21 protein-coding genes are annotated in these 22228 nt (G+C 67.4%); 8 read left to right on the top strand and 13 right to left on the bottom strand.

What is annotated here, in order from left to right; all coding sequences use genetic code 11:
- Nucleotides 1-20 precede the first annotated feature (20 nt).
- The 7 genes from ASF54_RS05045 to ASF54_RS05075 form a co-directional block, all read right to left on the bottom strand.
- A complete protein-coding gene (locus ASF54_RS05045; protein WP_055959477.1) occupies nucleotides 21-1313 on the bottom strand; it encodes a thymidine phosphorylase in 1293 nt (430 codons plus the stop codon).
- The gene (locus tag ASF54_RS05050) at nucleotides 1310-1780 is read right to left on the bottom strand and encodes a cytidine deaminase (protein ID WP_055959479.1); all 471 of its coding nucleotides are present in this window, start codon (nucleotides 1778-1780) and stop codon (nucleotides 1310-1312) included. Before ASF54_RS05050 ends, ASF54_RS05045 begins: the two co-directional genes overlap by 4 nt.
- Entirely contained in the window at nucleotides 1777-3066 is a 1290-nt protein-coding gene (locus ASF54_RS05055; protein ID WP_055959481.1) for an ABC transporter permease, read from the bottom strand. The genes ASF54_RS05050 and ASF54_RS05055 overlap by 4 nt, the downstream gene beginning before the upstream one ends.
- Nucleotides 3063-4376 carry an ABC transporter permease gene (locus ASF54_RS05060; protein ID WP_084815954.1) on the bottom strand — a complete coding sequence of 438 codons (1314 nt, stop codon included), beginning with the start codon at nucleotides 4374-4376 and terminating at the stop codon, nucleotides 3063-3065. Before ASF54_RS05060 ends, ASF54_RS05055 begins: the two co-directional genes overlap by 4 nt.
- Entirely contained in the window at nucleotides 4373-5917 is a 1545-nt protein-coding gene (locus tag ASF54_RS05065) for an ABC transporter ATP-binding protein (RefSeq protein ID WP_055959483.1), read from the bottom strand. The genes ASF54_RS05060 and ASF54_RS05065 overlap by 4 nt, the downstream gene beginning before the upstream one ends.
- A gap of 86 nt (nucleotides 5918-6003) precedes the next feature.
- A complete protein-coding gene (locus ASF54_RS05070) occupies nucleotides 6004-7086 on the bottom strand; it encodes a BMP family lipoprotein (RefSeq protein WP_084816140.1) in 1083 nt (360 codons plus the stop codon).
- 207 nt (nucleotides 7087-7293) lie between these two features.
- The gene (locus ASF54_RS05075) at nucleotides 7294-8403 is read right to left on the bottom strand and encodes a mannose-1-phosphate guanylyltransferase (protein ID WP_055959487.1); all 1110 of its coding nucleotides are present in this window, start codon (nucleotides 8401-8403) and stop codon (nucleotides 7294-7296) included.
- Nucleotides 8404-8546: 143 nt separating this feature from the next.
- On the opposite strand from ASF54_RS05075, the gene ASF54_RS05080 reads away from it, so the two are divergent.
- The 5 genes from ASF54_RS05080 to ASF54_RS05100 all read left to right on the top strand — a co-directional run bounded on the left by ASF54_RS05080 (nucleotide 8547) and on the right by ASF54_RS05100 (nucleotide 13293).
- Complete coding sequence (locus ASF54_RS05080; RefSeq protein ID WP_055959489.1) at nucleotides 8547-9719, top strand: glycosyltransferase family 4 protein; 1173 nt, start codon at nucleotides 8547-8549, stop codon at nucleotides 9717-9719.
- 92 nt (nucleotides 9720-9811) lie between these two features.
- On the top strand, nucleotides 9812-10246 hold the full coding sequence (gene sdhC / locus ASF54_RS05085; protein WP_084815955.1) for a succinate dehydrogenase, cytochrome b556 subunit: 435 nt from the start codon (nucleotides 9812-9814) through the stop codon (nucleotides 10244-10246).
- Nucleotides 10247-10253: 7 nt separating this feature from the next.
- The gene (locus ASF54_RS05090) at nucleotides 10254-10703 is read left to right on the top strand and encodes a succinate dehydrogenase hydrophobic membrane anchor subunit (protein WP_055959491.1); all 450 of its coding nucleotides are present in this window, start codon (nucleotides 10254-10256) and stop codon (nucleotides 10701-10703) included.
- Between the two features lie 21 nt (nucleotides 10704-10724).
- Nucleotides 10725-12539 (top strand): succinate dehydrogenase flavoprotein subunit, encoded by a 1815-nt coding sequence (gene sdhA / locus ASF54_RS05095; RefSeq protein ID WP_233573016.1) that lies wholly within the window; start codon nucleotides 10725-10727, stop codon nucleotides 12537-12539.
- A 1-nt stretch (nucleotide 12540) separates the two neighbouring features.
- Nucleotides 12541-13293 carry a succinate dehydrogenase iron-sulfur subunit gene (locus ASF54_RS05100; RefSeq protein ID WP_055959493.1) on the top strand — a complete coding sequence of 251 codons (753 nt, stop codon included), beginning with the start codon at nucleotides 12541-12543 and terminating at the stop codon, nucleotides 13291-13293.
- Between the two features lie 162 nt (nucleotides 13294-13455).
- On the opposite strand, the gene ASF54_RS05105 is transcribed toward ASF54_RS05100, so the two are convergent.
- The 6 genes from ASF54_RS05105 to ptsP form a co-directional block, all read right to left on the bottom strand.
- Entirely contained in the window at nucleotides 13456-13800 is a 345-nt protein-coding gene (locus tag ASF54_RS05105; protein WP_157510030.1) for a hypothetical protein, read from the bottom strand.
- Nucleotides 13790-14836: a DUF6177 family protein gene (locus ASF54_RS05110; protein WP_055959497.1), complete on the bottom strand. Its 1047-nt coding sequence runs from the start codon at nucleotides 14834-14836 to the stop codon at nucleotides 13790-13792. Before ASF54_RS05110 ends, ASF54_RS05105 begins: the two co-directional genes overlap by 11 nt.
- 157 nt (nucleotides 14837-14993) lie before the next feature.
- Nucleotides 14994-16172: a mannitol-1-phosphate 5-dehydrogenase gene (locus tag ASF54_RS05115; RefSeq protein WP_055959499.1), complete on the bottom strand. Its 1179-nt coding sequence runs from the start codon at nucleotides 16170-16172 to the stop codon at nucleotides 14994-14996.
- Entirely contained in the window at nucleotides 16169-16606 is a 438-nt protein-coding gene (locus ASF54_RS16830) for a PTS sugar transporter subunit IIA (protein WP_055959501.1), read from the bottom strand. Before ASF54_RS16830 ends, ASF54_RS05115 begins: the two co-directional genes overlap by 4 nt.
- Before the next feature lie 108 nt (nucleotides 16607-16714).
- Nucleotides 16715-18274 (bottom strand): PTS mannitol transporter subunit IICB, encoded by a 1560-nt coding sequence (locus ASF54_RS05125; protein WP_055959503.1) that lies wholly within the window; start codon nucleotides 18272-18274, stop codon nucleotides 16715-16717.
- 61 nt (nucleotides 18275-18335) lie between these two features.
- Nucleotides 18336-19994 carry a phosphoenolpyruvate--protein phosphotransferase gene (gene ptsP, locus ASF54_RS05130; protein ID WP_055959505.1) on the bottom strand — a complete coding sequence of 553 codons (1659 nt, stop codon included), beginning with the start codon at nucleotides 19992-19994 and terminating at the stop codon, nucleotides 18336-18338.
- 215 nt (nucleotides 19995-20209) lie between these two features.
- Between ptsP and ASF54_RS05135 the strand changes: the two genes are divergently transcribed.
- The 3 genes from ASF54_RS05135 to ASF54_RS05145 all read left to right on the top strand — a co-directional run bounded on the left by ASF54_RS05135 (nucleotide 20210) and on the right by ASF54_RS05145 (nucleotide 22209).
- On the top strand, nucleotides 20210-20980 hold the full coding sequence (locus ASF54_RS05135) for a DeoR/GlpR family DNA-binding transcription regulator (protein ID WP_055959507.1): 771 nt from the start codon (nucleotides 20210-20212) through the stop codon (nucleotides 20978-20980).
- Between the two features lie 44 nt (nucleotides 20981-21024).
- Nucleotides 21025-21297: an HPr family phosphocarrier protein gene (locus tag ASF54_RS05140; protein WP_055959509.1), complete on the top strand. Its 273-nt coding sequence runs from the start codon at nucleotides 21025-21027 to the stop codon at nucleotides 21295-21297.
- Nucleotides 21298-21363: 66 nt separating this feature from the next.
- The gene (locus tag ASF54_RS05145; RefSeq protein WP_055959511.1) at nucleotides 21364-22209 is read left to right on the top strand and encodes an exodeoxyribonuclease III; all 846 of its coding nucleotides are present in this window, start codon (nucleotides 21364-21366) and stop codon (nucleotides 22207-22209) included.
- The last annotated feature ends 19 nt before the right edge of the window (nucleotides 22210-22228 follow it).

The raw sequence follows: 22228 nt of genomic DNA on the forward strand, positions 1-22228 counted from the left end.
CACAAGCGAGGTAGACGAATCTAGGAGATTCGCTCCACGACGAGAGAACGAGCGGCGGGGGCCGAGGATCCGATGCCCCACGCTCCCTCGACCGACGCCAGGGCGCGCTCGAATCGCGATGCCTCGTCGGTGTGCAGGGTGAAGAGCGGCTGCCCCTCCTCCACGCGGTCACCCGGCTTCGCGTGTAGTTCGATGCCGGCCGTCGCCATCACCGGATCCTGCTTGCGAGCACGGCCGGCTCCGAGGCGCCAGGCCGCGATGCCGAAGGGCAGCGCCTCCTGCTTGTCGAGGAAACCCGAGCGCGGCGCCGTGACGACGTGGGTCTCTCGAGCGACCGGCAGTGCGGCGTCGGGGTCGCCGCCCTGCGCCTCGATCATGCGGCGCCAGCTGTCCATTGCGCGACCGTCGTCGAGGGCGGCCTCGACATCGGCGTCGGGCTGGCCGGCAGCGGTCAGCATCTCGCGGGCGAGGGCGACCGTGAGCTCGCGGATATCGGCGGGACCGCCTCCGGCGAGAGTCTCGACCGACTCGCGCACCTCGAGGGCGTTGCCGATGGTCAGTCCGAGGGGAATGCTCATGTCGGTCAGGAGGGCCGACGTCGTGACTCCGGCGTCGGTGCCGAGGTCGACCATCGTGCGGGCGAGGAGGCGCGACTGGTCGATGTCTTGGATGAACGCACCCGAGCCGAACTTCACGTCGAGCACCAGGGCGGAGGTGCCCTCGGCGATCTTCTTCGACATGATCGACGAGGCGATGAGCGGGATGGCCTCGACCGTGCCGGTGATGTCACGGAGGGCGTACAGCTTTTTGTCGGCGGGGGCCAGGCCGGATCCTGCGGCACAGATCACGGCGCCGACATCTTTCAGGATCTCGAACATGCGCTCGTTCGAGACGTCGGCCTGCCAGCCGGGAATCGACTCGAGCTTGTCGAGGGTTCCGCCAGTGTGGCCGAGCCCGCGGCCCGAGAGCTGCGGCACGGCGACGCCGAACGACGCCACGAGCGGAGCCAGCGGCAGGGTGATCTTGTCGCCCACTCCGCCGGTCGAGTGCTTGTCGACGGTCGTCTTGCCGAGCGTCTGGAACGACATGGTCTCGCCCGAGGCGATCATCGCGAGCGTCATGTCGCGGATCTCGGCGCGCTCCATGCCGTTCAGGAAGATAGCCATGATCAGCGCGGCCATCTGCTCGTCGGCCACGTAGCCGCGCGTGTAGGCGTCGATCAGCCACTGGATCTCGGGCGTCGACAGGGCTTCCTTGGAGCGCTTGGTGCGGATCAGGTCGACGACGTCGAAGGGTTCTACGGAGGTGGTCATGAGCGGCCTTTCTGCGAGGCCTCGTAGGCCTCGAGCTGACGGGGCCCGAACGCGTCCGGGATCACCTCGTCGATTGTCTTGAATCCCGAGACGGTGTCGAGCACCATTCCCTCGGCGGAGTGTTCGTAGAGCAGCTGGCGGCAGCGACCGCAGGGCATCAGCACGCCGCCGTTGCCGTCGACGCAGGCGAAGGCGACGAGGTGCCCGCCACCGCCCATGACGAGGTCGGAGACGAGCGAGCACTCGGCGCAGAGCGTCAGCCCGTACGAGGCGTTCTCGACGTTGCAGCCCGACACGATGCGGCCGGTGTCGGTGAGAGCGGCAGCCCCCACCGGGAACTTTGAGTACGGCACGTAGGCGCGCTCCATCGCGGCCCGGGCCGTCTCGCGCAGGAGGTTCCAGTCGACCCCGACCGGAGAACCGGATCGGAACGAAGGATCCGGCTGCGCAGCATCTGTCTCGGTCATGACTTGATGTACGCCTTTCCTGAGGCCGCAGGCCCGCGTGACTGACCCACGAGGCCGGCGACGGCCAGGATCGTGACGACGTACGGAAGCATCAGCATGAACTCGCTGGGCACGGGCGAGCCGACCGAGCTGAGCACGTTCTGCAGGTTGCTGGCGAATCCGAAGAGCAGGGCTGCGAGGGTCGCCCGGATCGGGTCCCAGCGGCCGAAGATGACCGCGGCGAGGGCGATGTAGCCGGCGCCCGCCGTCATCGACTTCTGGAATTCGCCCAGGTCGCCGAGCGTGAAGAACGCGCCGCCGAGGCCGGCGATGGCGCCCGCGAGAGTCACGTTCCAGAAACGGGTGGCGTTGACCCGGATGCCGACGGTGTCGGCTGCCTGCGGGTGTTCGCCGACGGCGCGGAGGCGAAGGCCCCAGCGGGTCTTGAAGAGGCCGAAGAAGACGCCCGCGACCGCGATGTACATCAGGTAGACGATCACGTTCTGCTGGAAGAGCAGCGGCCCGATCAGCGGGATGGTGCTGAGCCCCGGGATGTCGAGCTTCGGGAATCGCAGACCCTGGTTGAGGTCGGGCGTGTTCGTGAGCACCTCCGAGTAGAGGAAGCTCGTGAGGCCCGTGACGAAGACGTTCAGCACGACGCCGACGATCACCTGGTCGACCAGGTAGCGGATGCTGAACACCGCGAGCACCATCGAGACGAGGGCACCGGCGATCATGGCGCTGATCAGACCGACCCAGAGCGAACCCGTGATGCTGGCGACGACGGCCGAGACGAACGCACCGCCGAGCAGCTGGCCCTCGATGGCGACGTTGACGACGCCGACCCGCTCCGACACGACGCCACCGAGGGCGCCGAAGATCAGCGGGGTCGAGAGGCCCAGCGAGCCGACCAGGAGGCCCGGCACGAGAATCGACTGACCGGCGCCGGCCCAGGCGAGGAAAGCGACGAAGAACAGCACACCGAAGACCGCGATGAGCCAGAGCGGCACCCGCTGGTACCGCGAGACGCGGAAGGCTGCGATCAGGGCGATGAGGGCCAGCGCGATCGTGACGACGATGCCCGCTCCGAACGACGGAAGCACCGCGTTGGGGAGCTTGACGAAGTCGGTCGACGTCGAGAGGCGGAACGTCGAGTCGCCGTCGCGGTGGCCGACGACGAAGAGCAGGAGCGCCACGACGACGAAGATGCCGAGCGCGATCGGGGCCTTCCAGGAGCGGGTACGGGCGACGGCCAGGCCGGGGGTATCTCCGGCGGGGATGGCGGTGTCGGGGGCGAGAGTGCTCATTTGGTCACCACGGCGGTCTTGGCGGACGAGGTCTTACGGGCGCGGGGCGGTGTGCCGGTGCCGGGCTGCCGGATCCTGAAGATCGTTCGCACCAGCGGAGGCGCAGCGACGAACAGCACGATCAGCGACTGGACGACGAGCACGATGTCGATCGGAACGCCGTTGGCCGCCTGCATGGCGTAGCCACCGGCCTTGAGCGCACCGAACAGGATGCCCGCACCGAAGACGCCCCACGGGCGCGAGCGTCCGAGGAGGGCGACGGTGATCGCGTCGAAGCCGATGCCGGCGTCGATTCCCGACGAGAAACCGGTGGTCAGCGTGCCCAGTACCTGGGTGGCGCCGGCGATGCCGACGAGGGCGCCCGAGAGCACCATCGCGTAGATGTAGACGTTCTTGACGTTGATGCCCGAGGTGCGCGCCGCGTGCGGGTTCTCGCCGACCGCGCGGAAGCGGAAGCCGAGGCTCGAGCGGTTGAGCAACCAGGAGCAGAAGATCGTCGCGGCGATCACGAGGATGAAGCCGAGGTTGAGGTTGTAGTTCGGGCCGAGGATCTTCGGCAGGATCGCCGACGGCAGCGTCGCGGGCGACTGCGGGTTGGCCGAGCCGGGAATCTGGAGGAGGCCCGGGGTGCGCAGCATGAACGACAGCAGGTAGAGGGCGATGTAGTTGAGCATGATCGTGAGGATCACCTCGTGGGCACCCGTGCGGGCCTTCAGGAACCCGACGATGAAGCCCCAGAACGCACCCCCGGCGATACCGGCGAGAATCGCCAGCGGCAGGTGGATGCCGATCGGCAGGTCGAACGAGAAGCCGACCCAGCCTGCCGCAGCGGCACCGGCGAGGATCTGCCCCTGGCCGCCGATGTTGAAGAGCCCGGCACGGAACGAGAGCGCCACGCCGAGACCGGCGACGATCAGCGGCATCGCGTAGTTCAGCGTCTCGGTGAACGGGCGGATACCTGCCGCGAACCCGTAGGCGCTGAAGTCGATGATCGACCCCTGGAAGATCGACACGTATGCGACCGAGATCGACTTCCAGGCGGCCGCGAAGAAGTCGCTCGGGCGGGCGAAGAGGTAGCCCGCCGTCTCTTGCACGTTGGGGTCGGTGGCGGCGATCAGGATCCCCGAGATCACCAGGGCGAGCACGACGGCCAGCACCGAGATCATCGCGTTCGACGAGACGATGTCGCGAAGGATCCTGGCGGTGCGGTCGTCAGGCTCGTCGCGGTTCGGCGCCGGGTTTCCGGCAGCAGCGGGTGCGGCTTCGACCAGCCCGGTCTCCCCGGGCGGGGTGGGTGTCGTCTCGGTCATGCGACCGGCTCCGTTTCGTGGGTCGTGGGCGGGACGAGCTCGGGCGGCGTCTCGCCGGCCATCATGAGCCCGAGCACGTCGCGCGGGGTGTCGGCGGGGACGATGCCGATGATCGTGCCGCGGTACATGACGGCGATGCGGTCGGCGAGCGCGACGACCTCGTCGAGCTCGGTGGACACGACGATGACGGGCACGCCCGAGTCGCGGGTCTCGACGATGCGCTTGTGCACGAATTCGATCGAGCCGACGTCGATGCCTCGAGTCGGCTGGGCCGCCACGAACAGGCGCAGGTCGCGCGAGAGCTCGCGGGCGAGCACGACCTTCTGCTGGTTTCCGCCGGAGAGTCGGCCGACCGGGGTCGCGATGCCCTGGCTGCGGATGTCGAACTCGCGCACCTTCTCGGTCGCGAACGCCGCGAGGTCGACCAGTTTGAGCCAGCCCCGTTTGACGAACGGACCGGAGTAGGTGCGGTCGAGCATGAGGTTCTCGGCGATCGTGAACTGACCGACGAGACCGTCTTCGGTGCGGTCCTCGGGCACGAAGCCGACACCGGCGTCGAGCACCTTGCGCACGCTCAGGCCCTGGATCTGCTTGCCGTCGAGAGTGACCGACCCCTCGACGCGCTCCTGGAGTCCGAGGAGGGCCTCCGTCAGCTCGGTCTGCCCGTTGCCCTGCACACCCGCGATGGCGAGCACCTCGCCGCGCTTGACCTCGAACGAGACACCGTCGACGACGACCTGGCCGATCGCGTCGATCACCCGGAGGTCGTCGACCACGAGCGCTGTGTCGCCGATCTGCGGCGGGTTCTTCTGCACGGTCAGCTCGACCGACCGACCGACCATCAGCGAGGCCAGCTCCGCGTTCGACGCGGTGGGCGAGGCTTCGCCGACGACCTTGCCGAGGCGGATGACGGTGATGCGGTCGGCGACCTCGCGCACCTCGCGCAGCTTGTGCGTGATGAACACGATGCCGGTGCCCGCGTCGCGGAGCTGCCGCATGATGACCATCAGCTCATCGGTCTCTTGCGGGGTGAGCACGGCGGTGGGCTCGTCGAACACGAGCACCTTGGCGTCGCGCGAGAGCGCCTTGATGATCTCGACGCGCTGCTGCACGCCGACGGGCAGTTCTTCGACCAGGGCGTCGGGGTCGATGTCGAAGCCGAAGCGCCGTGAGATCTCGCGCACCTTCGCGCGGGCGCCCGGCAGGTCGAGGCGGCCGCCGAAGGTGGTCTCCTCGTGGCCGAGCATGACGTTCTCGGCAACGGTGAAGACGGGCACGAGCATGAAGTGCTGGTGCACCATGCCGATGCCGGCCGCCATGGCGTCGCCGGGGCCGTCGAAGTGCTGGACGACGTCGTCGAGCAGGATGTCGCCCTCTTCGGCCTGGTAGAGGCCGTAGAGCACGTTCATGAGGGTGGATTTACCGGCGCCATTCTCACCGAGAAGAGCGTGGATCTCACCCGCCTCGACAGTGAGGCTGATGTGATCGTTCGCGGTGAGGGCGCCGAAGCGCTTGGTGATGCCCTGGAGTTCGAGCTTCATGGTGGTTCTCCCTGGATCGGGGGCAGGGGGCGGAGCAGAGCGGAGGGCCCGAAGTGACGATAGTCGCTCCGGGCCCTCCTGAGGTGCTACTTCTCGGTGGCCTTCGACTCGACGGGGATCGAACCGTCGATGATGCCGGCCTTGATCTTGTCGAGCTCGCCCTGCAGGGTCGAGGGGACCTTGTCTGCGTAGTCGTGGAACGGCGCCAGTCCGACACCGTCGTTCGCGAGGGTTCCGACGTAGGCCTTGTTCGAGAACTTGCCCTCCGCGGCCGCGGTGACGACGTCGTTGGTGGCGGGCTTGATGCCCTTCTCCACGCTGGTGAGGAACAGCGACTTGTTGGCGGGGTCGGTCTCGTAGGTGTCGGAGTCGACACCGATCAGAACGGTGCCGTTGTCAGCGTCTTTCACGGCCTGTGCGGCGCTCTGGTAGATCGGGCCACCGACGGGCATGATGACGTCGGCGTCCTGGTCGAGGAGGTTCTGAGCGGCCTGCTTGGCGGAGGTTCCGGCCTCGAAGCCACCGGTGAAGACGCCCTTCTGGCTGTCGACGTTCCAGCCGACGACCTTGACGTTCTTGTTCTTCTGCTCGTTGTAGTACTTCACACCGTCGGCGAAGCCGTCCATGAAGATGGTGACGGTCGGGATCTGGAGACCGCCCATGGTGCCGACGACGCCGCTCTTCGAGTAGGCAGCAGCCGCGTAGCCACCGAGGAACGCGGCCTCGGAGGTGTTGAACGTGATCGCCTGCACGTTCTTGCCCGTGTTCGACGAGTCGTCGATGGTGGCGAAGTCGACGTTCGGGTTCGCCGCAGCGGCCGTCTTCGTCGCGTCGGCGAGAAGGAATCCGACGGTGATGATCAGGTTGCACTTCGAGTTGACGAGGCTCGTGATGTTCGAGTTGAACACGGTCTCGTCGGCCGACTCGACGTGCTTCTCCTGGGAGCCGAGCGTCGTCGCCGCCTCCTGGAGCCCCTCGAGGCCGAGCTGGTTGAACGACTTGTCGTTGAACCCGCCCGAGTCGGAGACCATGCACGGCAGGTAGCTCGACTTCGCGCCACTGCTGGCAGTTCCGGTTGCTTCGGGTGCGGAGCCGCAGCCGGCGAGGATCGCCGTCGAGCCCACGATGGCGAGGCCGGTGAGTACGGCCTTCCGCGCTGAGATTGTCAAAGTGTCCTCCCAGACAGTCATTCTCAAGAATCGGCCCAGCATCGGGTGCTGAGCACTATGTCTGGCAGGTTACCTAAAGTGACGCGGTGTATTGACCACGGTCGACCCGGTTGACTCAAGCGTTACCGACTCGCGACCAACGCGAAACAGCGCCGATATCTGCGATGTGCTAGCGATGCCCGATGCCGCTCGCGTCGGCCGGGCACCTCAGAGGACGTCGTTGCGCCCCGAGAGCTTGAGCGCGTCGACGACGCTCTTCACCCGCTGCGCGTTGGCGCTCGTCGTAACGAGCAGGGCGTCCGGGGTGTCGACCACGACGATGTCGGTGACGCCGATCAGCGAGATGAGACGGTCGCCCTGGCTGACGACGATGCCCGACGACGAGTCGGCGAGCACGCGCGCGTTCTCGCCAAGGATCGCGAGATCGGAGGCGCGCCCCTTCGAGTGCAGCTTGGCGATCGAGGCGAAGTCGCCCACGTCGTCCCAGTCGAAGTCGCCCGGGATCACCGCGAGGCGCCCCTGCGCGGCAGCGGGCTCGGCGACCGTGTAGTCGATGGCGATCTTCTCGAGGTTCGGCCAGATCTGGTCGACGACGGCGCCCCTCGCCGGGGTGTCCCAGGCGTCGGCCAGTTCGAGCAGCCCGGCGAGCAGCTCCGGGCGCGTCTCGCCGAGCTGTTCGAGGAGGCGGTCGGCGCGCGAGATGAACATGCCGCCGTTCCAGAGGTAGTTGCCGTCGGCGAGGTAGGCCTCGGCGGTCTCGAACTCGGGCTTCTCGACGAACGAGGTGACGGCGGCGGCGTGCGGCGCCCCCTCGATCTCGAGGGGTTCGCCCCGGTGGATGTACCCGAATCCGACTGCGGGCTCGGTGGGCGTGATTCCGATGGTCGCGATGTAGCCCGCGTCGGCGGCCGCGATGGCCTCCTTCACGGCGCGGACGAAACCGCGCTGGTCGGCGATGACGTGGTCGGCCGCGAACGAGCCGATGATCACATCGGGCTCGCGCTTCACCAGAATGGCGGCGGCGAGACCGATCGCCGCGGTCGAGTCTTTGGGCTCCGACTCGAGCACCACGTTGTGGTCGTGGAGGTCGGGCAGCTGCGCCTCGACGGCGGCCCGGTGCGAACGACCGGTGACCACCATGATCCGCTGAGCGCCGTTGAGCGGCGCCAAGCGATCCCACGTGCCCCGGAGCAGCGTCGATCCGCTGCCGGTGAGGTCGTGCAAGAACTTGGGGGCGTCGGCCCGGCTGAGCGGCCAGAGGCGCGAGCCGATCCCGCCGGCCGGGATGATGCTGTAGAAGCGGTCGAGTGCTGTCATGGCCACACCCTATCGGCGAGCCGCCGAGGATCCGCGAGAAGCCCCCTGACCCGGCCCCTCTCGCGCTACCCGCCGTTCACAGCACCGCCACTCCCCCGTCACGCCGGGCTTCTAGCCTCCAAGCAGCAACCGAGGGGAACAGATTGCGCGTAGCCATCGTCACCGAGAGCTTCCTGCCGACCTTGAACGGGGTCACCACGAGCGTGTGCCGGGTGCTGGAGCACCTGCGTGACCGCGGCCACGAAGCGATGGTGATCGCCCCGGCCGGGCGTGGGCCCGATCGCTTCGCCGGTTTTCCCGTCCACCGTATGCCGGCGGTGGGCTACCGCCAGTTTCCGGTCGGCATCCCCGGCCCCCAGCTGAGCGCCCTCCTCGCCGGCTTCGACCCCGACGTCGTGCACGCCGCGTCGCCCCTCGTGCTCGGCGCCCAGGCGATCACCGCGGCGGCCCGCCTCGGTGTGCCGAGCGTGGCCATCTTCCAGACCGATATGGCCAAGTACGCCGGCCGCAACGGCTTCGGCGCCGCCGGAACCGCTCTCGTCTGGAAGCTGATCCGCCGCGTGCACCAGGGGGCGACCCTCACGCTCGTGCCGTCGCAGGCGTCCCGCCGCGACCTCGAGCGGATCGGCGTCGAATCGCTCGCCACGTGGGGGCGAGGGGTCGACTCGGCCCTCTACCACCCGAACCGGCGTCTCGAGGCGAGCACTCGGATCCTGCGCTCGTCGTTCGGCGGCGACGACCGGGTCGTCGTCGGCTACGTGGGGCGCCTGGCACCCGAGAAGGAGCTCGAGCGGCTGACGGCGCTGCGCAGGATCCGAGACATCCGACTGGTCGTCGTCGGCGACGGTCCGAGCCGGGGTGCCCTCGCTCGCAAGCTCGCGCCGCTCGACCCGGTGTTCACGGGCGCCCTCCGCGGGGAGGAGCTCGCTACGGCGTACGCGGCGTTCGACGTCTTCGTGCACACGGGCACGACCGAGACCTTCGGCCAGACGTTGCAGGAGGCACACGCCTCGGGTCTGCCGGTCGTCGCACCGGCCGCCGGAGGGCCGCTCGACCTGGTGCGCCACGGCATCGACGGCTACCTCTTCGACCCGCGGCACGAGCACTCGCTCCGCCGCGCCGTGCTGTCTCTCGTCGAGTCGCCCGAGCAGCGGGCCCGACTCGGCGAGGCCGGCCGTCGCGCCGTCGTTGCGCGCACCTGGACGGCCCTCGGCGACGAGCTCATCGAGCACTACGAGACGGCACGCTCGACCTTCGCCACCGGTGTCGGGAGGCCGGCCGCCCGGCGTCCCAGCATTCTCTCGGTATCGAGATAAGTCGGAGGGCCCCGTCCGGGCCACTCTCGGCTGATGCCTAGGATGGAATAGTTTTTCTTACGGACACACCCCGACCAGTTGGAGGGTTGCTCATGGCCGAGCAGACAGGGGTCCTTACCGGATCCCCCGCACCGAAGATCCCCGCACCCCGACCTGGTCGGGTGCAGGGAACGCTCTACCGCGGTCGTGAAGGCATGTGGTCGTGGGTGCTCCACCGAATCACCGGTGTGTCGATCTACTTCTTCCTCCTGGTTCACATTCTCGACACCGCTCTCGTACGGGTCAGCCCCGCGGCCTACAACGCCGTGATCGGCACCTACAAGACGCCCATCATGGGGCTCGGCGAGACGGCTCTCGTCGCCGCGATCGGCTTCCACGCCCTCAACGGGCTGCGCATCATCCTCATCGACTTCTGGGGCAACGGCACGAAGCACCAGAAGTTGATGTTCTGGATCGTGATCGCGCTGTGGATCATCCTCCTCATCGGCTTCGTCCCCCGCCAGCTGATGAACGTCTTCTCGGAGTGATGCACTGATGACCACCGAGACCATCGAAGCTCCCCGCTCGGCGCGGGTGTCGAAGCGCAGCACCAACTTCGAGAAGTGGGGCTGGCTGTACATGCGCGGCAGCGGCGTGCTGCTCGTCGTGCTGATCTTCGCCCACCTCTTCACCAACCTGATCGCAGGCGAGGGCGGCGTCAAGGCCATCGACTTCGGCTTCGTCGCCGGCAAGTGGGCCAACCCGTTCTGGAAGGTCTGGGACACCCTCCTGCTGTGGCTCGCCCTGATCCACGGCTCGAACGGCATGCGCACGATCGTGAACGACTACGTGGGCAACCAGCGCCTCCGCAAGATCATCGTGTTGGCCCTGCTCATCTCCAGCGTCGTCCTGCTCGTCCTCGGCACGCTCGTCGTGTGGACCTTCAGCCCCTGCCCCGCCGGCGCACTTCCGAGCGACCTCCCGTCGTTCTGCCCGGCCCAGTAATCCCTCTCTCGTAAGGCTCTCGTGTCAGACATCCCCGACTCCTCCACCGCCCCGACACGCACCGTCGACGGCATCCACTACCACCAGCACGACATCGTCATCGTCGGTGCCGGTGGTGCCGGAATGCGCGCCGCCATTCAGGCCGGTGCCGGTGCGTCGACCGCCGTGATCTCGAAGCTGTACCCGACCCGCTCGCACACCGGTGCGGCTCAGGGCGGAATGGCCGCGGCTCTCGCGAACGTCGAAGACGACAACTGGGAGTGGCACACCTTCGACACCGTCAAGGGCGGCGACTACCTCGTCGACCAAGACGCCGCCGAGATCCTCGCCAAAGAGGCGATCACCGCTGTGCTCGAGCTCGAGAACATGGGGCTGCCGTTCAACCGCACCCCCGAGGGCAAGATTGACCAGCGCCGCTTCGGCGGACACACGTCTGAGCACGGCAAGGCACCCGTGCGTCGCGCCTGCTACGCAGCCGACCGCACCGGCCACATGATCCTGCAGACGCTCTTTCAGAACTGCGTCAAGCTGGGCATCAACTTCTTCAACGAGTTCTACGTGCTCGACCTGATCATGACCGAGGTCGACGGTGAGAAGCGCCCCGCGGGCGTCGTGGCCTACGAGCTCTCGACCGGCGAGCTGCACGTGTTCCAGGGCAAGGCCGTCATCTTCGCGACGGGCGGCTTCGGCAAGATCTACAAGACGACCTCGAACGCGCACACGCTCACCGGCGACGGCGTCGGCATCATCTGGCGCAAGGGCCTCCCGCTCGAAGACATGGAGTTCTTCCAGTTCCACCCCACCGGCCTCGCGGGCCTCGGCATCCTCCTCTCAGAGGCGGCCCGCGGCGAGGGCGCCATCCTCCGCAACAGCGAGGGCGAACGCTTCATGGAGCGCTACGCCCCCACCATCAAAGACCTGGCGCCCCGCGATATCATCGCCAGGTGTATGCGCACCGAGATCCGTGAGGGTCGCGGCGCCGGCCCGAACAAAGACTATTTGTACCTCGACATCACCCACCTCTCTCCCGAGGTGATCGATGCCAAGCTGCCCGACATCACCGAGTTCGCGCGCACCTACCTTGGCGTCGAGCCGTACACCGAGCCCGTCCCTGTGCTCCCGACGGCTCACTACGCGATGGGTGGCATCCCCACCAACGTCAAGGCCGAGGTGCTCGCCGACAACACCACGGTCGTGCCCGGCCTCTATGCCGCCGGCGAGTGCGCCTGCGTCAGCGTGCACGGCTCCAACCGTCTCGGCACCAACTCCTTGCTCGACATCAACGTCTTCGGCAAGCGCGCCGGTGACAACGCCGTCGAGTACGTCAAGACCGCCGACTTCGTGCCACTTCCCGACGACGCAGCCGACTTCGTGAAGGGCCTCATCGATCAGGTGCGCGGTGCGACCGGCACCGAGCGGATCGCAACACTCCGCAAAGAGCTCCAAGACTCGATGGACGACAACGCCCAGGTGTTCCGCACCGAAGAGACGCTGACCGCCGTGACCGAGAAGATCGAGGAGCTGCGCGAGCGGTTCTTGAACATCTCGGTGCAAGACAAGGGCAAGCGCTTCAACACCGACCTGCTCGAGGCGATCGAGCTCGGCTTCCTGCTCGACCTCGCGGAGGTCGTCGTCTATTCGGCGCTTTCTCGCCAGGAGAGCCGCGGCGGTCACTTCCGCGAAGACTTCCCGAAGCGCGACGACGAGAAGTGGCTCGTGCACACGATGGCCTACCTCACGGGCGACGCGCACTCCGCTGACGCCGGCGACCACATCAAACTCGATACGAAGCCGGTCGTCATCACGAACTACCAGCCGATGGAACGGAAGTACTGACATGAGCACCGTCCTCGAAGAGCGTCCGGCTGCAGCCGACGCAATCCAGAAGTTCACCGCGACGATGATGATCCGCCGCTTCGATCCCGACACCGACACCGAGCCCCGCTGGCAGGAGTTCTCGGTCGAGATGCTTCCCACCGATCGCGTGCTCGACGCGCTGCACCAGATCAAGTGGGAGCAAGACGGCTCGCTGACCTTCCGCCGCTCGTGCGCCCACGGCGTCTGTGGCTCCGACGCCATGCGGATCAACGGCCGCAATCGTCTTGCCTGCAAGACGCTCATGAAAGATCTCGACATCTCGAAGCCTGTCTACGTCGAGGCGATCAAGGGTCTGCCCCTCGAGAAAGACCTCGTCGTCGACATGGAGCCCTTCTTCGCCTCCTACCGCGAAGTGCAGCCCTTCCTGCAGTCCTCGTCGAAGCCCGATAAAGAGCGACTTCAGTCGGCAGAGCAGCGCGCCCGGTTCGACGACACCACAAAGTGCATCCTCTGCGCCGCGTGCACCTCGTCCTGCCCCGTCTTCTGGACCGACGGCCAGTACTTCGGCCCGGCGGCCATCGTCAATGCGCACCGCTTCATCTTCGACTCCCGCGACGAGGCCTCCGAGGTCCGCCTCGACATCCTCAACGACAAAGAGGGCGTGTGGCGTTGCCGCACCACGTTCAACTGCACCGAGGCGTGCCCGCGTGGCATCCAGGTGACTCAGGCGATCGCCGAGGTCAAGGCCGCTGTTCTGCGGGGTCACGCGTAGGCCCAGCGCTTCCTCACGCCGCTCGCCGCTTTGCTCGAGAGATGGCCCTAACGACGCCCGATCACTCTGATCGGGCGTTGTTTGTGCGATCTCGCTGACTGCGTCGGCGCCCATCGTGCAGGTCGGCGCCGATCGCGAGGGTCCAATCGGCTCGCAGACCCACTAGTCAGCGACCACACACACTGCATCGACAGCGAGAGCGAGCCGCAGCGCGATCGACACTCCCGCCTCGCCGGAGCTGCCGAGAGGCGAGAAGGCATAACTCCACCAGATCGGCAGCGCCACTTCGGGTGCCTCGGGCAGAAGTCGAGCGACCTCCCCCGCACTCTTCAGCAGGAGCGGTCGATACACGGTCAGGAGCACGGCCCCGTCGCCGGCCATGACCTGAAGCGCCGCCCCTGCATCGATCTCGCGCACCTCGACCGCTCCGACGAACCCCTCCGACGCCGTCGCGACAGCGGTGAGGCCGAAGTCGACCGGGCTCAGGATCGTGATCTCACGGGGCATGAGGATCCCGTTCGCCGCGCCGGTCAATGGGCTCACCGCCGACCGAGTTGAGCGCGTCGTTAAGCCTCTCCCACCCCGAGCTGGCCGCGCTCCCCAGCGTCAAAAGGTAGGCGGGCTCTGCGGGCCTGCCCACGACGACCACGTCTTGCTCGCCGGCGAAGTCCCGACTGTCGAGATCGAGGCGTGCCACCGAGGGTGCACCGATCAGAAGCGCGACCGGGTTCGGCGGCGGGTACTCGACGGGTCGCAGACACCGATCCGGTTCGCCGACGCGGGCCAGCACGAGCGCGAAGGTCGGCGTCGAACGCCTGCTGAGCTCGGCCAGCGCGGCCCGGAGCCGGTCGATCGCACGGTCGAGCCCCTCGATTCCGCCCGGCACCTCCACGGTCAGCGCGATGGTCTCTTCGATCCCTTCGTCGGAGACACGGGCGGTGACGGCGGCGGAGAGACGGTCTCCCTCGACGAGAATCCGAGACGGCACCGGAGCACGATGCCGTGCGTCTTGCGTGAGCACCCAGCGATCCCAGACGTGATCGAGCGGCTCGGTCCGGCCCCACACGAGCGGTTTCGTCCCCGAAACGGCGTCGGCCAGGGCCTCGAGCGCCCCGCCGAGCACGGTGTCGTGCGCCTCCGCGTGCAGCAGCGCCACGTCGATGCTGAGCTGCGTCGTCTCGGCGACAGCCTGCTCCCGCAATGCGGCGGGCTGACTACCGTCGGCCTCCTGTCCAGGCGGAGCCACGGGTGGCTCGACGGCGTCGTCGATCGACGCACGTTCGACACGGGTGATCCCGTCGCGAAATCCGGTCGGCGTCGTCACCGCCCAGACGCCCCCGGCGGCGACCAGCGCAGCCCGGAGCCCGATCGTGAGCCGCGACGTGTCGGGAGTGACGAGCACGAAGCGCCTCCCACCGAGAGCCGGCCGAGCCAGCAGCTCGGCGAGCGGCGGACTGAGGCGCACCACGACCGCCCGAGAGTCGATCCGCACGACGTGCGGAGTGACCTCGTCGATCAGAGGGTGGCGAATCGGTATGCCCACCCGCCCAGTGAACTCCCGGACGTGCGCGACCGGCCCAGCCGGGTCGGATCCTGGGCGGTCTGAACTCGTCTGCCGCCGCAGCGGCCAGACGCGAATCGGCCACCCCGACACGGTCTTCGCGTCGGGGTGGCCGATTCAGGTCGGTTCGAGGTGCGGGCTAGGCGCGCGCGGCAGCTACTCGTGCGGCGAACGGAGCGACGAGCGGGTGCCCGGCATCGAGGCCCGTGATCGTCGTCGCGACGGTCTCGTCGTCGAGCGAGGTGTCGGCCAGCATCGCCTGCATCTCAACGCTCTGCTCGTCGTCGGCGACGTCGAACTTCAACGCCGCGCCCATGGCGTCGAGCAGCGCCGTCGGCTCGGTTCCCGACTCGGCGATGGCCGCACCGGGCGATACAAACCGCTCGTCTCGCGACAGCTTGCGGAGCGGCTGGCGACCAACACGGGTGACCGTGTCGGGCAGGCTCGCGTTCTCGAAGCGCGTCAGGATCGCCGCGACGTACTTCGCGTGCTCGGCCGGGTCGAGCTCGTGCTTGGCAATGAGCAGCGCGCTCGTCTCGGCGAGGACTGCCTCGACAGCGGTACGGACCTCGGGCAGCGCGATGGCGTCCGAGATCTTCTCGGCACCGGCGGCAAAACCGAAGTACGCCGTCGTCGCGTGGCCGGTGTTGACCGTGAAGAGCTTCCGCTCGATCGAGGCTTCGAGGCCGTCGACCCAGTGGACACCCGGAATCTCGGGCTCGGCGCCGCCGAACGGCGTGCGGTCGATGGCCCACTCGAAGTAGGTCTCGACGGTGACGTCGAGGCCCTGGCCCGGAGCCTGCGCCGGCACGATGCGGTCGACGGCCGTATTGGCGAAGATCGCTTTGGCGAGCGAAGGATCCGAGGCTCCGCCCGGCAGAGCGGCGACGATGAACTCCTCGAGGCGGTCGGTCGCGTTGATCGCATTCTCGCAGGCGAGAACGGCGAGTTTCGGCAATGCGGCGTCGCGCGCTGCGAGGCCCTCGGCGATCGCTGGCGCAATGAAACGCAGCACGTTCGGGCCCACGGCGCAGGTGACGATGTCGGCGGTGGCGACGGCCTGGACGACCGCCGCGGGATCGGCCGACGAGTTGAGCGCGCGGAAGCGCGTGACCTCGTGGTCGCGGGCACCCGATCCGACCTCGTGCACCACGTAGGAGTCGGCGGCTGCGAGCTCGTCGATCAGCTCGGCGTTGACATCAGAGAAGACGACCTCGTAGCCGGCCTCGTGCAGCAGCAGGCCGACGAAGCCGCGGCCGATGTTACCGGCGCCGAAGTGAACGGCGGTGCCGGGAGTCGAGTCGGTGCTGTCGCTCACTCGTTGACCTCTTCGAGCTGCGTGAAGATCTCGTCGACGCCGGCGGCGTCGCGAAGCGCCTGCACCTGGTCGTCGTCGGAGAAGATGATCGCGATCTTGGAGAGGATGTCGAGGTGCTCGTTCTCGATGCCGGCGATTCCGACGACGAAGTGGACGGGGTTGCCGTCCCAGTCGATCGGGGTCGTGTAGCGGACGAACGAGAGGGCCGACTTGAGGATCGCGTCTTTCGCCTCGTTGGTGCCGTGCGGGATTGCGAGGAAGTTGCCCATGTAGGTCGAGACGCTCTTCTCGCGCTCGATCATGGCGGGCAGGTAGTCGGCGGTGACCGAGCCCGCCTCCAGAAGGATCTCGCTGGCCTCTCGCATCGCCTCCAACTTGGTGGTGGCGGTGCCTTCGGCTTTGATCTGGCTCTTCTGCAGGACGGAATCGGTCATAACTCTGATGCTACTTTCGTTCGACGGACGGCGCCCTCGAAAGGGCGCCGTCCTTGGTGTGAATCGTGAGCCGGGTCGGATCCTTGAGGGATCCGACCCGGCCGCGGATCAGTTCTGGTGCGAGATCTCGTTGACGACCTCGTCGTACTTCGGCGAGTTCATGAAGTTGTCGACCGAGATGTGCTGGGCAGTGGGGTTCTTCTGCTTGGCACGCGCGGTCAGATCCTGGTGCGTGATGATGAGCTGCTCGTCACCGGTGAGGTTGGCGATCGACTTGTTGACGACGGTGACCCCTTCGATGCCGGCCTTCTTGATCTTGTTGCGGAGCACGCTCGCACCCATGGCGCTGGAGCCCATTCCGGCGTCGCAAGCGAACACGATGTTGTCGATGCGCGTCGCCGTCGTCGTCGTTCCGCCAGCGGTGCCGACGCCGCCGAAGGAGGACTCGGCCTCTTCTTCGGTCGCGGGGGCGTTGTTGCCGAACAGCGCGGTGGTCGCGGCGTTGGCGTCGCGGCCCTTGGAGGCCTGCATCTTGGCGAGCGCCTCGGTCATGTCGCCGGCGCCCTCACGAGCCAGGTCGCTCTTGCGGCTGGCGATGAGGAGCAGCGAGGCGACGACACCCGAGACGGCTGCCGAGAGGACGACCGAGAGGATCACACCGACGTAGCTGTCACGCGACGTGTTGGCCAGGACGGCGATGATCGAGCCGGGCGAGGCCGGTGCGACGAGACCCGAGTTGAACGCGACGTTCGTGCCGACGCCGGTGGCGCCACCGAGGATGACGGCGAGCAGCAGCTGAGGCTTCTGCAGCACGAACGGGAAGTAGATCTCGTGGATTCCACCGAAGAACTGGATGATGATCGCGCCGGGAGCCGAGGCACGAGCCGCACCGATTCCGAAGAAGGTGAACGCGAGGAGGATTCCAAGGCCGGGGCCGGGGTTGGCCTCGAGCAGGAACAGGATCGACTTGCCCGAGTCTTGGACCTGCTGGGCGCCGAGCTGGTCGAGAACGCCGTGGTTGATCGCGTTGTTGAGGAACAGGATCTTGGCGGGCTCGATGATGATGCTCGCGAGCGGCAGCAGACCGGCGTTGATGAGGGTCTCGACCGCGTTGCCGAGGCCGGTGGCGATCAGCTTGAAGAGCGGCGCGAGCCAGAAGAAGCCGATGAGGGCGAGCGCGAAGCCGAGGATACCGGCAGCGTAGTTGTTGACCAGCATCTCGAAGCCGGGCTTGATCTTGCCGTCCCAGATGCGGTCGAGGCGCTTGATGAGGAATGCGCCGAGGGGCCCACAGACCATCGCACCGAGGATCATGATGGTGCCGTTCGCACCGACGATGACACCCATGGCCATGATGGATCCGACGACGGCGCCGCGGGTGTCATAGACCATACGGCCACCCTGGAAGGCGATCGCGAGGGGGATCAGGTAGGTGAGGATCGGCGAGACGAGGCCGATGTTGGCCACCCCGTCGGTGGTGCCGAAGCCGCCGAGGATGCCGACCGGAGTCCAGCCGGTCTCGATGAAGAAGGCGGTGATGAAGCCCCACGCGATGAAGATCGCGATGTTGGGCATCACCATGCCGGAGAGGAAGGCACCAAAGCGCTGGATGCGAACGCGGGCGCCTTCGCTTTCCTTCACTCGGGCGTCAGGAGACGTCGTTGTCATTGTCGGATCTTTCTGTCGTGTGGTGGGGGGGGGTTGTGATGCGGGAGGGCAGGGTTGCTGATTACGAGGTGGAGACGGAGGACGCCGCCGCGGCACGAGCCGCTGCAGCCGACGGAGCGGCGACGGCGGCCTGAGCCATCGCCTTCGCCTCGTCGAGGGTGTGAGTCGAGAGCTCCGCGCGCACATCGGCCAGGGCCGCGGGCGTCATGGAAAGGGTGGTGGCGCCGAGGCCGACGAGCACGACCGCGAGGAGCGGATCGCTGGCCGCTTCACCGCAGATGCCCACGCCCTTCGATGCCCGAGCCCCGGCCTCGCCGAGCTGGGCGACGAGGCGCAGAACTGCCGGGTGCCAGGGATCCTGGTAGGAGGCAACGGTGCCGAGCATGCGGTCCGCGGCCATCGTGTACTGGGTGAGGTCGTTGGTGCCGATCGAGACGAAGTCGGCGACGCCGAGCACCTGGTCGGCCATCAGTGCGAGCGACGGGACCTCGGCCATGACTCCGGCGGTCTTGATGCCGAGCTCGCGAGCCAGGTCGACGAAGTACTCGGTCTCTTCGACGTCGGCGACCATCGGCGCCATGACCCAGAGGTCGGCGTCGGTCTCGGCGTCTGCTTCGGCGAGCGCCGTGAGCTGGTCGCGGAGGATCTGCTCGTGGGCGCGGAGGGCACGGAGGCCGCGGCGACCGAGGGCCGGATTCTCTTCGCCCGTGTCGGTGAGGAACGGCAGAGGCTTGTCGGCACCGGCGTCGAGGGCACGGACGACGACCTTCTTGCCGGGGAACTCCTTCAGCAGGGCGACGTACGACGCCTTCTGCAAGGCGACGTCGGGGGCGTAGGGCGCGTCGAGGAACAGGAACTCGGTGCGGAACAGCCCGACACCTTCGGCGCCGAGGGCGACAGCCGCGGCGGCGTCTTTCGGAGAGCCGAGGTTGGCGAGGAGGGGAACCTTCGTGCCATCGGCGAGGGCGCCTGGCGTGAGAGGCGCGGAGGCGGCAGCGAGACGCTCGGCCCGCTTCTGCTCGGCGTCGGCGATCTGCTCGGCGGTGGGGTCGGTCACGACGACTCCGGCAGCGGAGTCGACGATGACGACGTCGCCGTCGCTGAGCTTCTCGGCCTCGGTGACTCCGACGATCGCCGTGATGCCCTTGGACCGGGCGAGGATCGCGGTGTGAGACGTGGGACCGCCGTCGCGTGTGATGAGAGCGAGCACCTTGTCGAGGTCGAGAAGGGCCGTGTCGGCCGGTGCGAGGTCACGGGCGACGAGGATGAAGGGGGTCGCCGACTCGGGCACGCCCGGAGCGTTGACGCCGCGGAGGTGCGCAATGATCCGCTGGGCCACGTCGCCGAGGTCGGCGGCGCGCTCGCCCATGTAGCCGCCCATGCCGCTCAAGATGTCTTGGAACGACTTGAAGGCCGTGAAGACCGCTCGCTCGGGGTTCGTGCCGGAGTCGATCTGTGCGTGGACGTCATCGAGGATCGAGGGATCCTGAGCCATGAGGGCCTGCGCCTCGAGAACGGCCTGCGCGTCTCCGCCAGCTGCCGCGCCTCGCGTGCCGAGATCCGCGGCGACGAACGCGAGCGCTTCGCCGACTCGGGCCTTGGCGTCGGCCGCGTCGCCCTGGAGAGGGGTCTGGTCGGGTTCGCCGAGGGGTTCGGCCATACGGAGGACGGGACCGGACGCGGTACCGCGACCTACGCCTACACCGGTCAGTTCGGGCATCCGAGACTCCTTCATCTGGGCTGAGCTGTCTGGGAGCGACTGTCGTCGCATGACTAACGCGCACGAGGCGCAAGGACGACCATACCTCGAAGTGAATTGACAAACAAACAAAATCAGGGCTAAAAATGCATCAACAGACATTTGTTTGCGCTTGGTTGGGTTCCGGATCCGAGTTTGCGACCCCGAAGATGCCCATTTCTCACCGATGAGGACCGATGTACGCTCCAGAACGCCACCTCCGCATCGTCGAAGAGGCTCGGCAGCACGGTCGGGTCGATGTCCGAGACCTCGCCGAATTGCTCGAGGTCACTCCCGAGACCATCCGTCGCGACCTCACCAGCCTGGAGCGGCGAGGGTTGGTCCGTCGGGCGCACGGCGGGGCGATCCCCGTGGAACGCATCACCTTCCACCCGGGCGTCGGCGACCGAGGCGGAATCAACACGGCCGAGAAGATGGTCATCGCGCAGGCAGCCGTCGACGAGATCCCGGAGAACGGCTCGATCATCATCGACGCCGGCACCTCGACGATCCTGCTCGCCCAGATGCTGCCGTCCGACCGCGGCCTGACGGTCGTGACGCATTCGCTGCCGGTGGCCATGGCCGTCGCCAACCGCCCGGGCATCGACCTCCACCTACTCGGCGGCAGCATCCGCCGCGACTCGCTCGCCGGTGTCGGCACCTGGACGCACCAGCTCGTCGGCATGGTCTCGGTCGACACCGCGTTCCTCAGCGTCGGCGGAATCACGCCAGAACGGGGCCTCACCACCCACAACATCTCGGAGGCGGCCGTGAAGTCGGCCCTCATCAAGTCGGCCCGCCGCAGCGTTCTCCTGGCAGATCACACCAAGTTCGGCCGAGAGGAGTTCGGTCGCGTCGCACCCATCGCCGCGATCGATACGATCATCACTGACCCGAGCGTCAACCTCGATCTCGTCCGCGAGGTCGAGGGGGCCGGCACCGAGGTCTTCTGGCCTGGCCGCGCCTGATCGGCGACCACCATCACCATCTAGCCACTTCCCTTGGAGGAGTCATGTCCGAAGCCACCCGTACCGTCACCGTCGCCTCGTCGTCCGGCCTGCACGCCCGACCCGCGTCGCTGTTCGTCCAGACGGTCACGGCCTCCGGCCACCAGGTCACCATCGCGAAGGGCGACAAGTCGGTCAACGCGGCGAGCATCCTCGGCCTGCTCGGCCTCGGTGTGAACACGGGCGACGAGGTCGTCCTCACCGTCTCGGGCGACGACGCCGAGACCACCGCCGACTCGCTGGTCGAGTTCCTCACGACCGACCACGACGTAGCCTGACCACTCCGCTCTTCCCCTCTGGCGCCCTCGACACTCATGTCGGCGGGCGCCAGTAGTCTTTTCGGCATGGGTTCACGTCTCCGTCTCGCCACTGTCAACGTCAACGGCATCCGCGCCGCCTACCGCAAAGGCATGGGCGAGTGGGTCGAGAGCCGTGACGTCGACATCCTCACGATTCAGGAGGTGCGGGCGTCCACCGACGACATCGAGGGCCTCCTCGGCCCCGAGTGGAACGTGCTCCACGACCCCGCGTCCGCAAAGGGTCGCGCGGGTGTCGCGATCGCCAGCCGCAAGAAGGCCGAGATCCACCGCGTCGACCTCGGCCCGACCGACTTCGACAGCGCCGGCCGCTGGCTGGAGGCCGACTACGACGTCGACGGCACAATCGTCACCGTCGTCAGCACCTACGTGCACTCCGGCGAGGTCGACACTCCCAAGCAAGACGAGAAGTGGAAGTTCCTCGACGCCATGTCGAAGCGACTTCCCGAACTCCAGGAGCACAACGAGCTGGCCGTGGTCACGGGCGATCTCAACGTCGGGCACACTCCCCTCGACATCAAAAACTGGAAGGGCAACGTCAAGCGCGCCGGGTTCCTGCCCCGCGAGCGTGCCTACTTCGACCGGTTCTTCGGCGAGGCGGGCACGAGCGTCGAGGGTGTCGACGGCACGACCGGCCCGGGTCTCGGCTGGGTCGATGTTGGTCGGCGGGCCGCTGGCGAGGTCGACGGGCCATACACCTGGTGGTCGTGGCGCGGTCAGGCCTTTGACAACGATTCCGGTTGGCGCATCGACTACCAGATGGCGACTCCGGCTCTGGCCGACAAGGTCACCGCCTACGCCGTCGACCGTGCCGAGTCGTACGACAAGCGATGGTCCGACCACACCCCTGTCGTCGTCGACTACTCGTTGTAGAACTCTTCCCCCTTTCCTT

It is taken from the genome of Frondihabitans sp. Leaf304 (assembly GCF_001423105.1).
Classification (GTDB): Bacteria; Actinomycetota; Actinomycetes; order Actinomycetales; family Microbacteriaceae; genus Frondihabitans.

Coding starts and splice junctions, on each gene's coding strand:
- ASF54_RS05125 (WP_055959503.1), bottom strand. CDS start 18,274: ATGACAACGACGTCTCCTGACGCCCGAGTGAAGGAAAGCGAAGGCGCC.
- ASF54_RS05140 (WP_055959509.1), top strand. CDS start 21,025: ATGTCCGAAGCCACCCGTACCGTCACCGTCGCCTCGTCGTCCGGCCTG.
- ASF54_RS05105 (WP_157510030.1), bottom strand. CDS start 13,800: ATGCCCCGTGAGATCACGATCCTGAGCCCGGTCGACTTCGGCCTCACC.
- ASF54_RS05100 (WP_055959493.1), top strand. CDS start 12,541: ATGAGCACCGTCCTCGAAGAGCGTCCGGCTGCAGCCGACGCAATCCAG.
- ASF54_RS05050 (WP_055959479.1), bottom strand. CDS start 1,780: ATGACCGAGACAGATGCTGCGCAGCCGGATCCTTCGTTCCGATCCGGT.
- sdhC (WP_084815955.1), top strand. CDS start 9,812: ATGGCCGAGCAGACAGGGGTCCTTACCGGATCCCCCGCACCGAAGATC.
- ASF54_RS05075 (WP_055959487.1), bottom strand. CDS start 8,403: ATGACAGCACTCGACCGCTTCTACAGCATCATCCCGGCCGGCGGGATC.
- ASF54_RS05045 (WP_055959477.1), bottom strand. CDS start 1,313: ATGACCACCTCCGTAGAACCCTTCGACGTCGTCGACCTGATCCGCACC.
- ASF54_RS05090 (WP_055959491.1), top strand. CDS start 10,254: ATGACCACCGAGACCATCGAAGCTCCCCGCTCGGCGCGGGTGTCGAAG.
- ASF54_RS05135 (WP_055959507.1), top strand. CDS start 20,210: ATGTACGCTCCAGAACGCCACCTCCGCATCGTCGAAGAGGCTCGGCAG.
- ASF54_RS05065 (WP_055959483.1), bottom strand. CDS start 5,917: ATGAAGCTCGAACTCCAGGGCATCACCAAGCGCTTCGGCGCCCTCACC.
- ptsP (WP_055959505.1), bottom strand. CDS start 19,994: ATGCCCGAACTGACCGGTGTAGGCGTAGGTCGCGGTACCGCGTCCGGT.
- ASF54_RS16830 (WP_055959501.1), bottom strand. CDS start 16,606: ATGACCGATTCCGTCCTGCAGAAGAGCCAGATCAAAGCCGAAGGCACC.
- ASF54_RS05055 (WP_055959481.1), bottom strand. CDS start 3,066: ATGAGCACTCTCGCCCCCGACACCGCCATCCCCGCCGGAGATACCCCC.
- ASF54_RS05145 (WP_055959511.1), top strand. CDS start 21,364: ATGGGTTCACGTCTCCGTCTCGCCACTGTCAACGTCAACGGCATCCGC.
- ASF54_RS05060 (WP_084815954.1), bottom strand. CDS start 4,376: ATGACCGAGACGACACCCACCCCGCCCGGGGAGACCGGGCTGGTCGAA.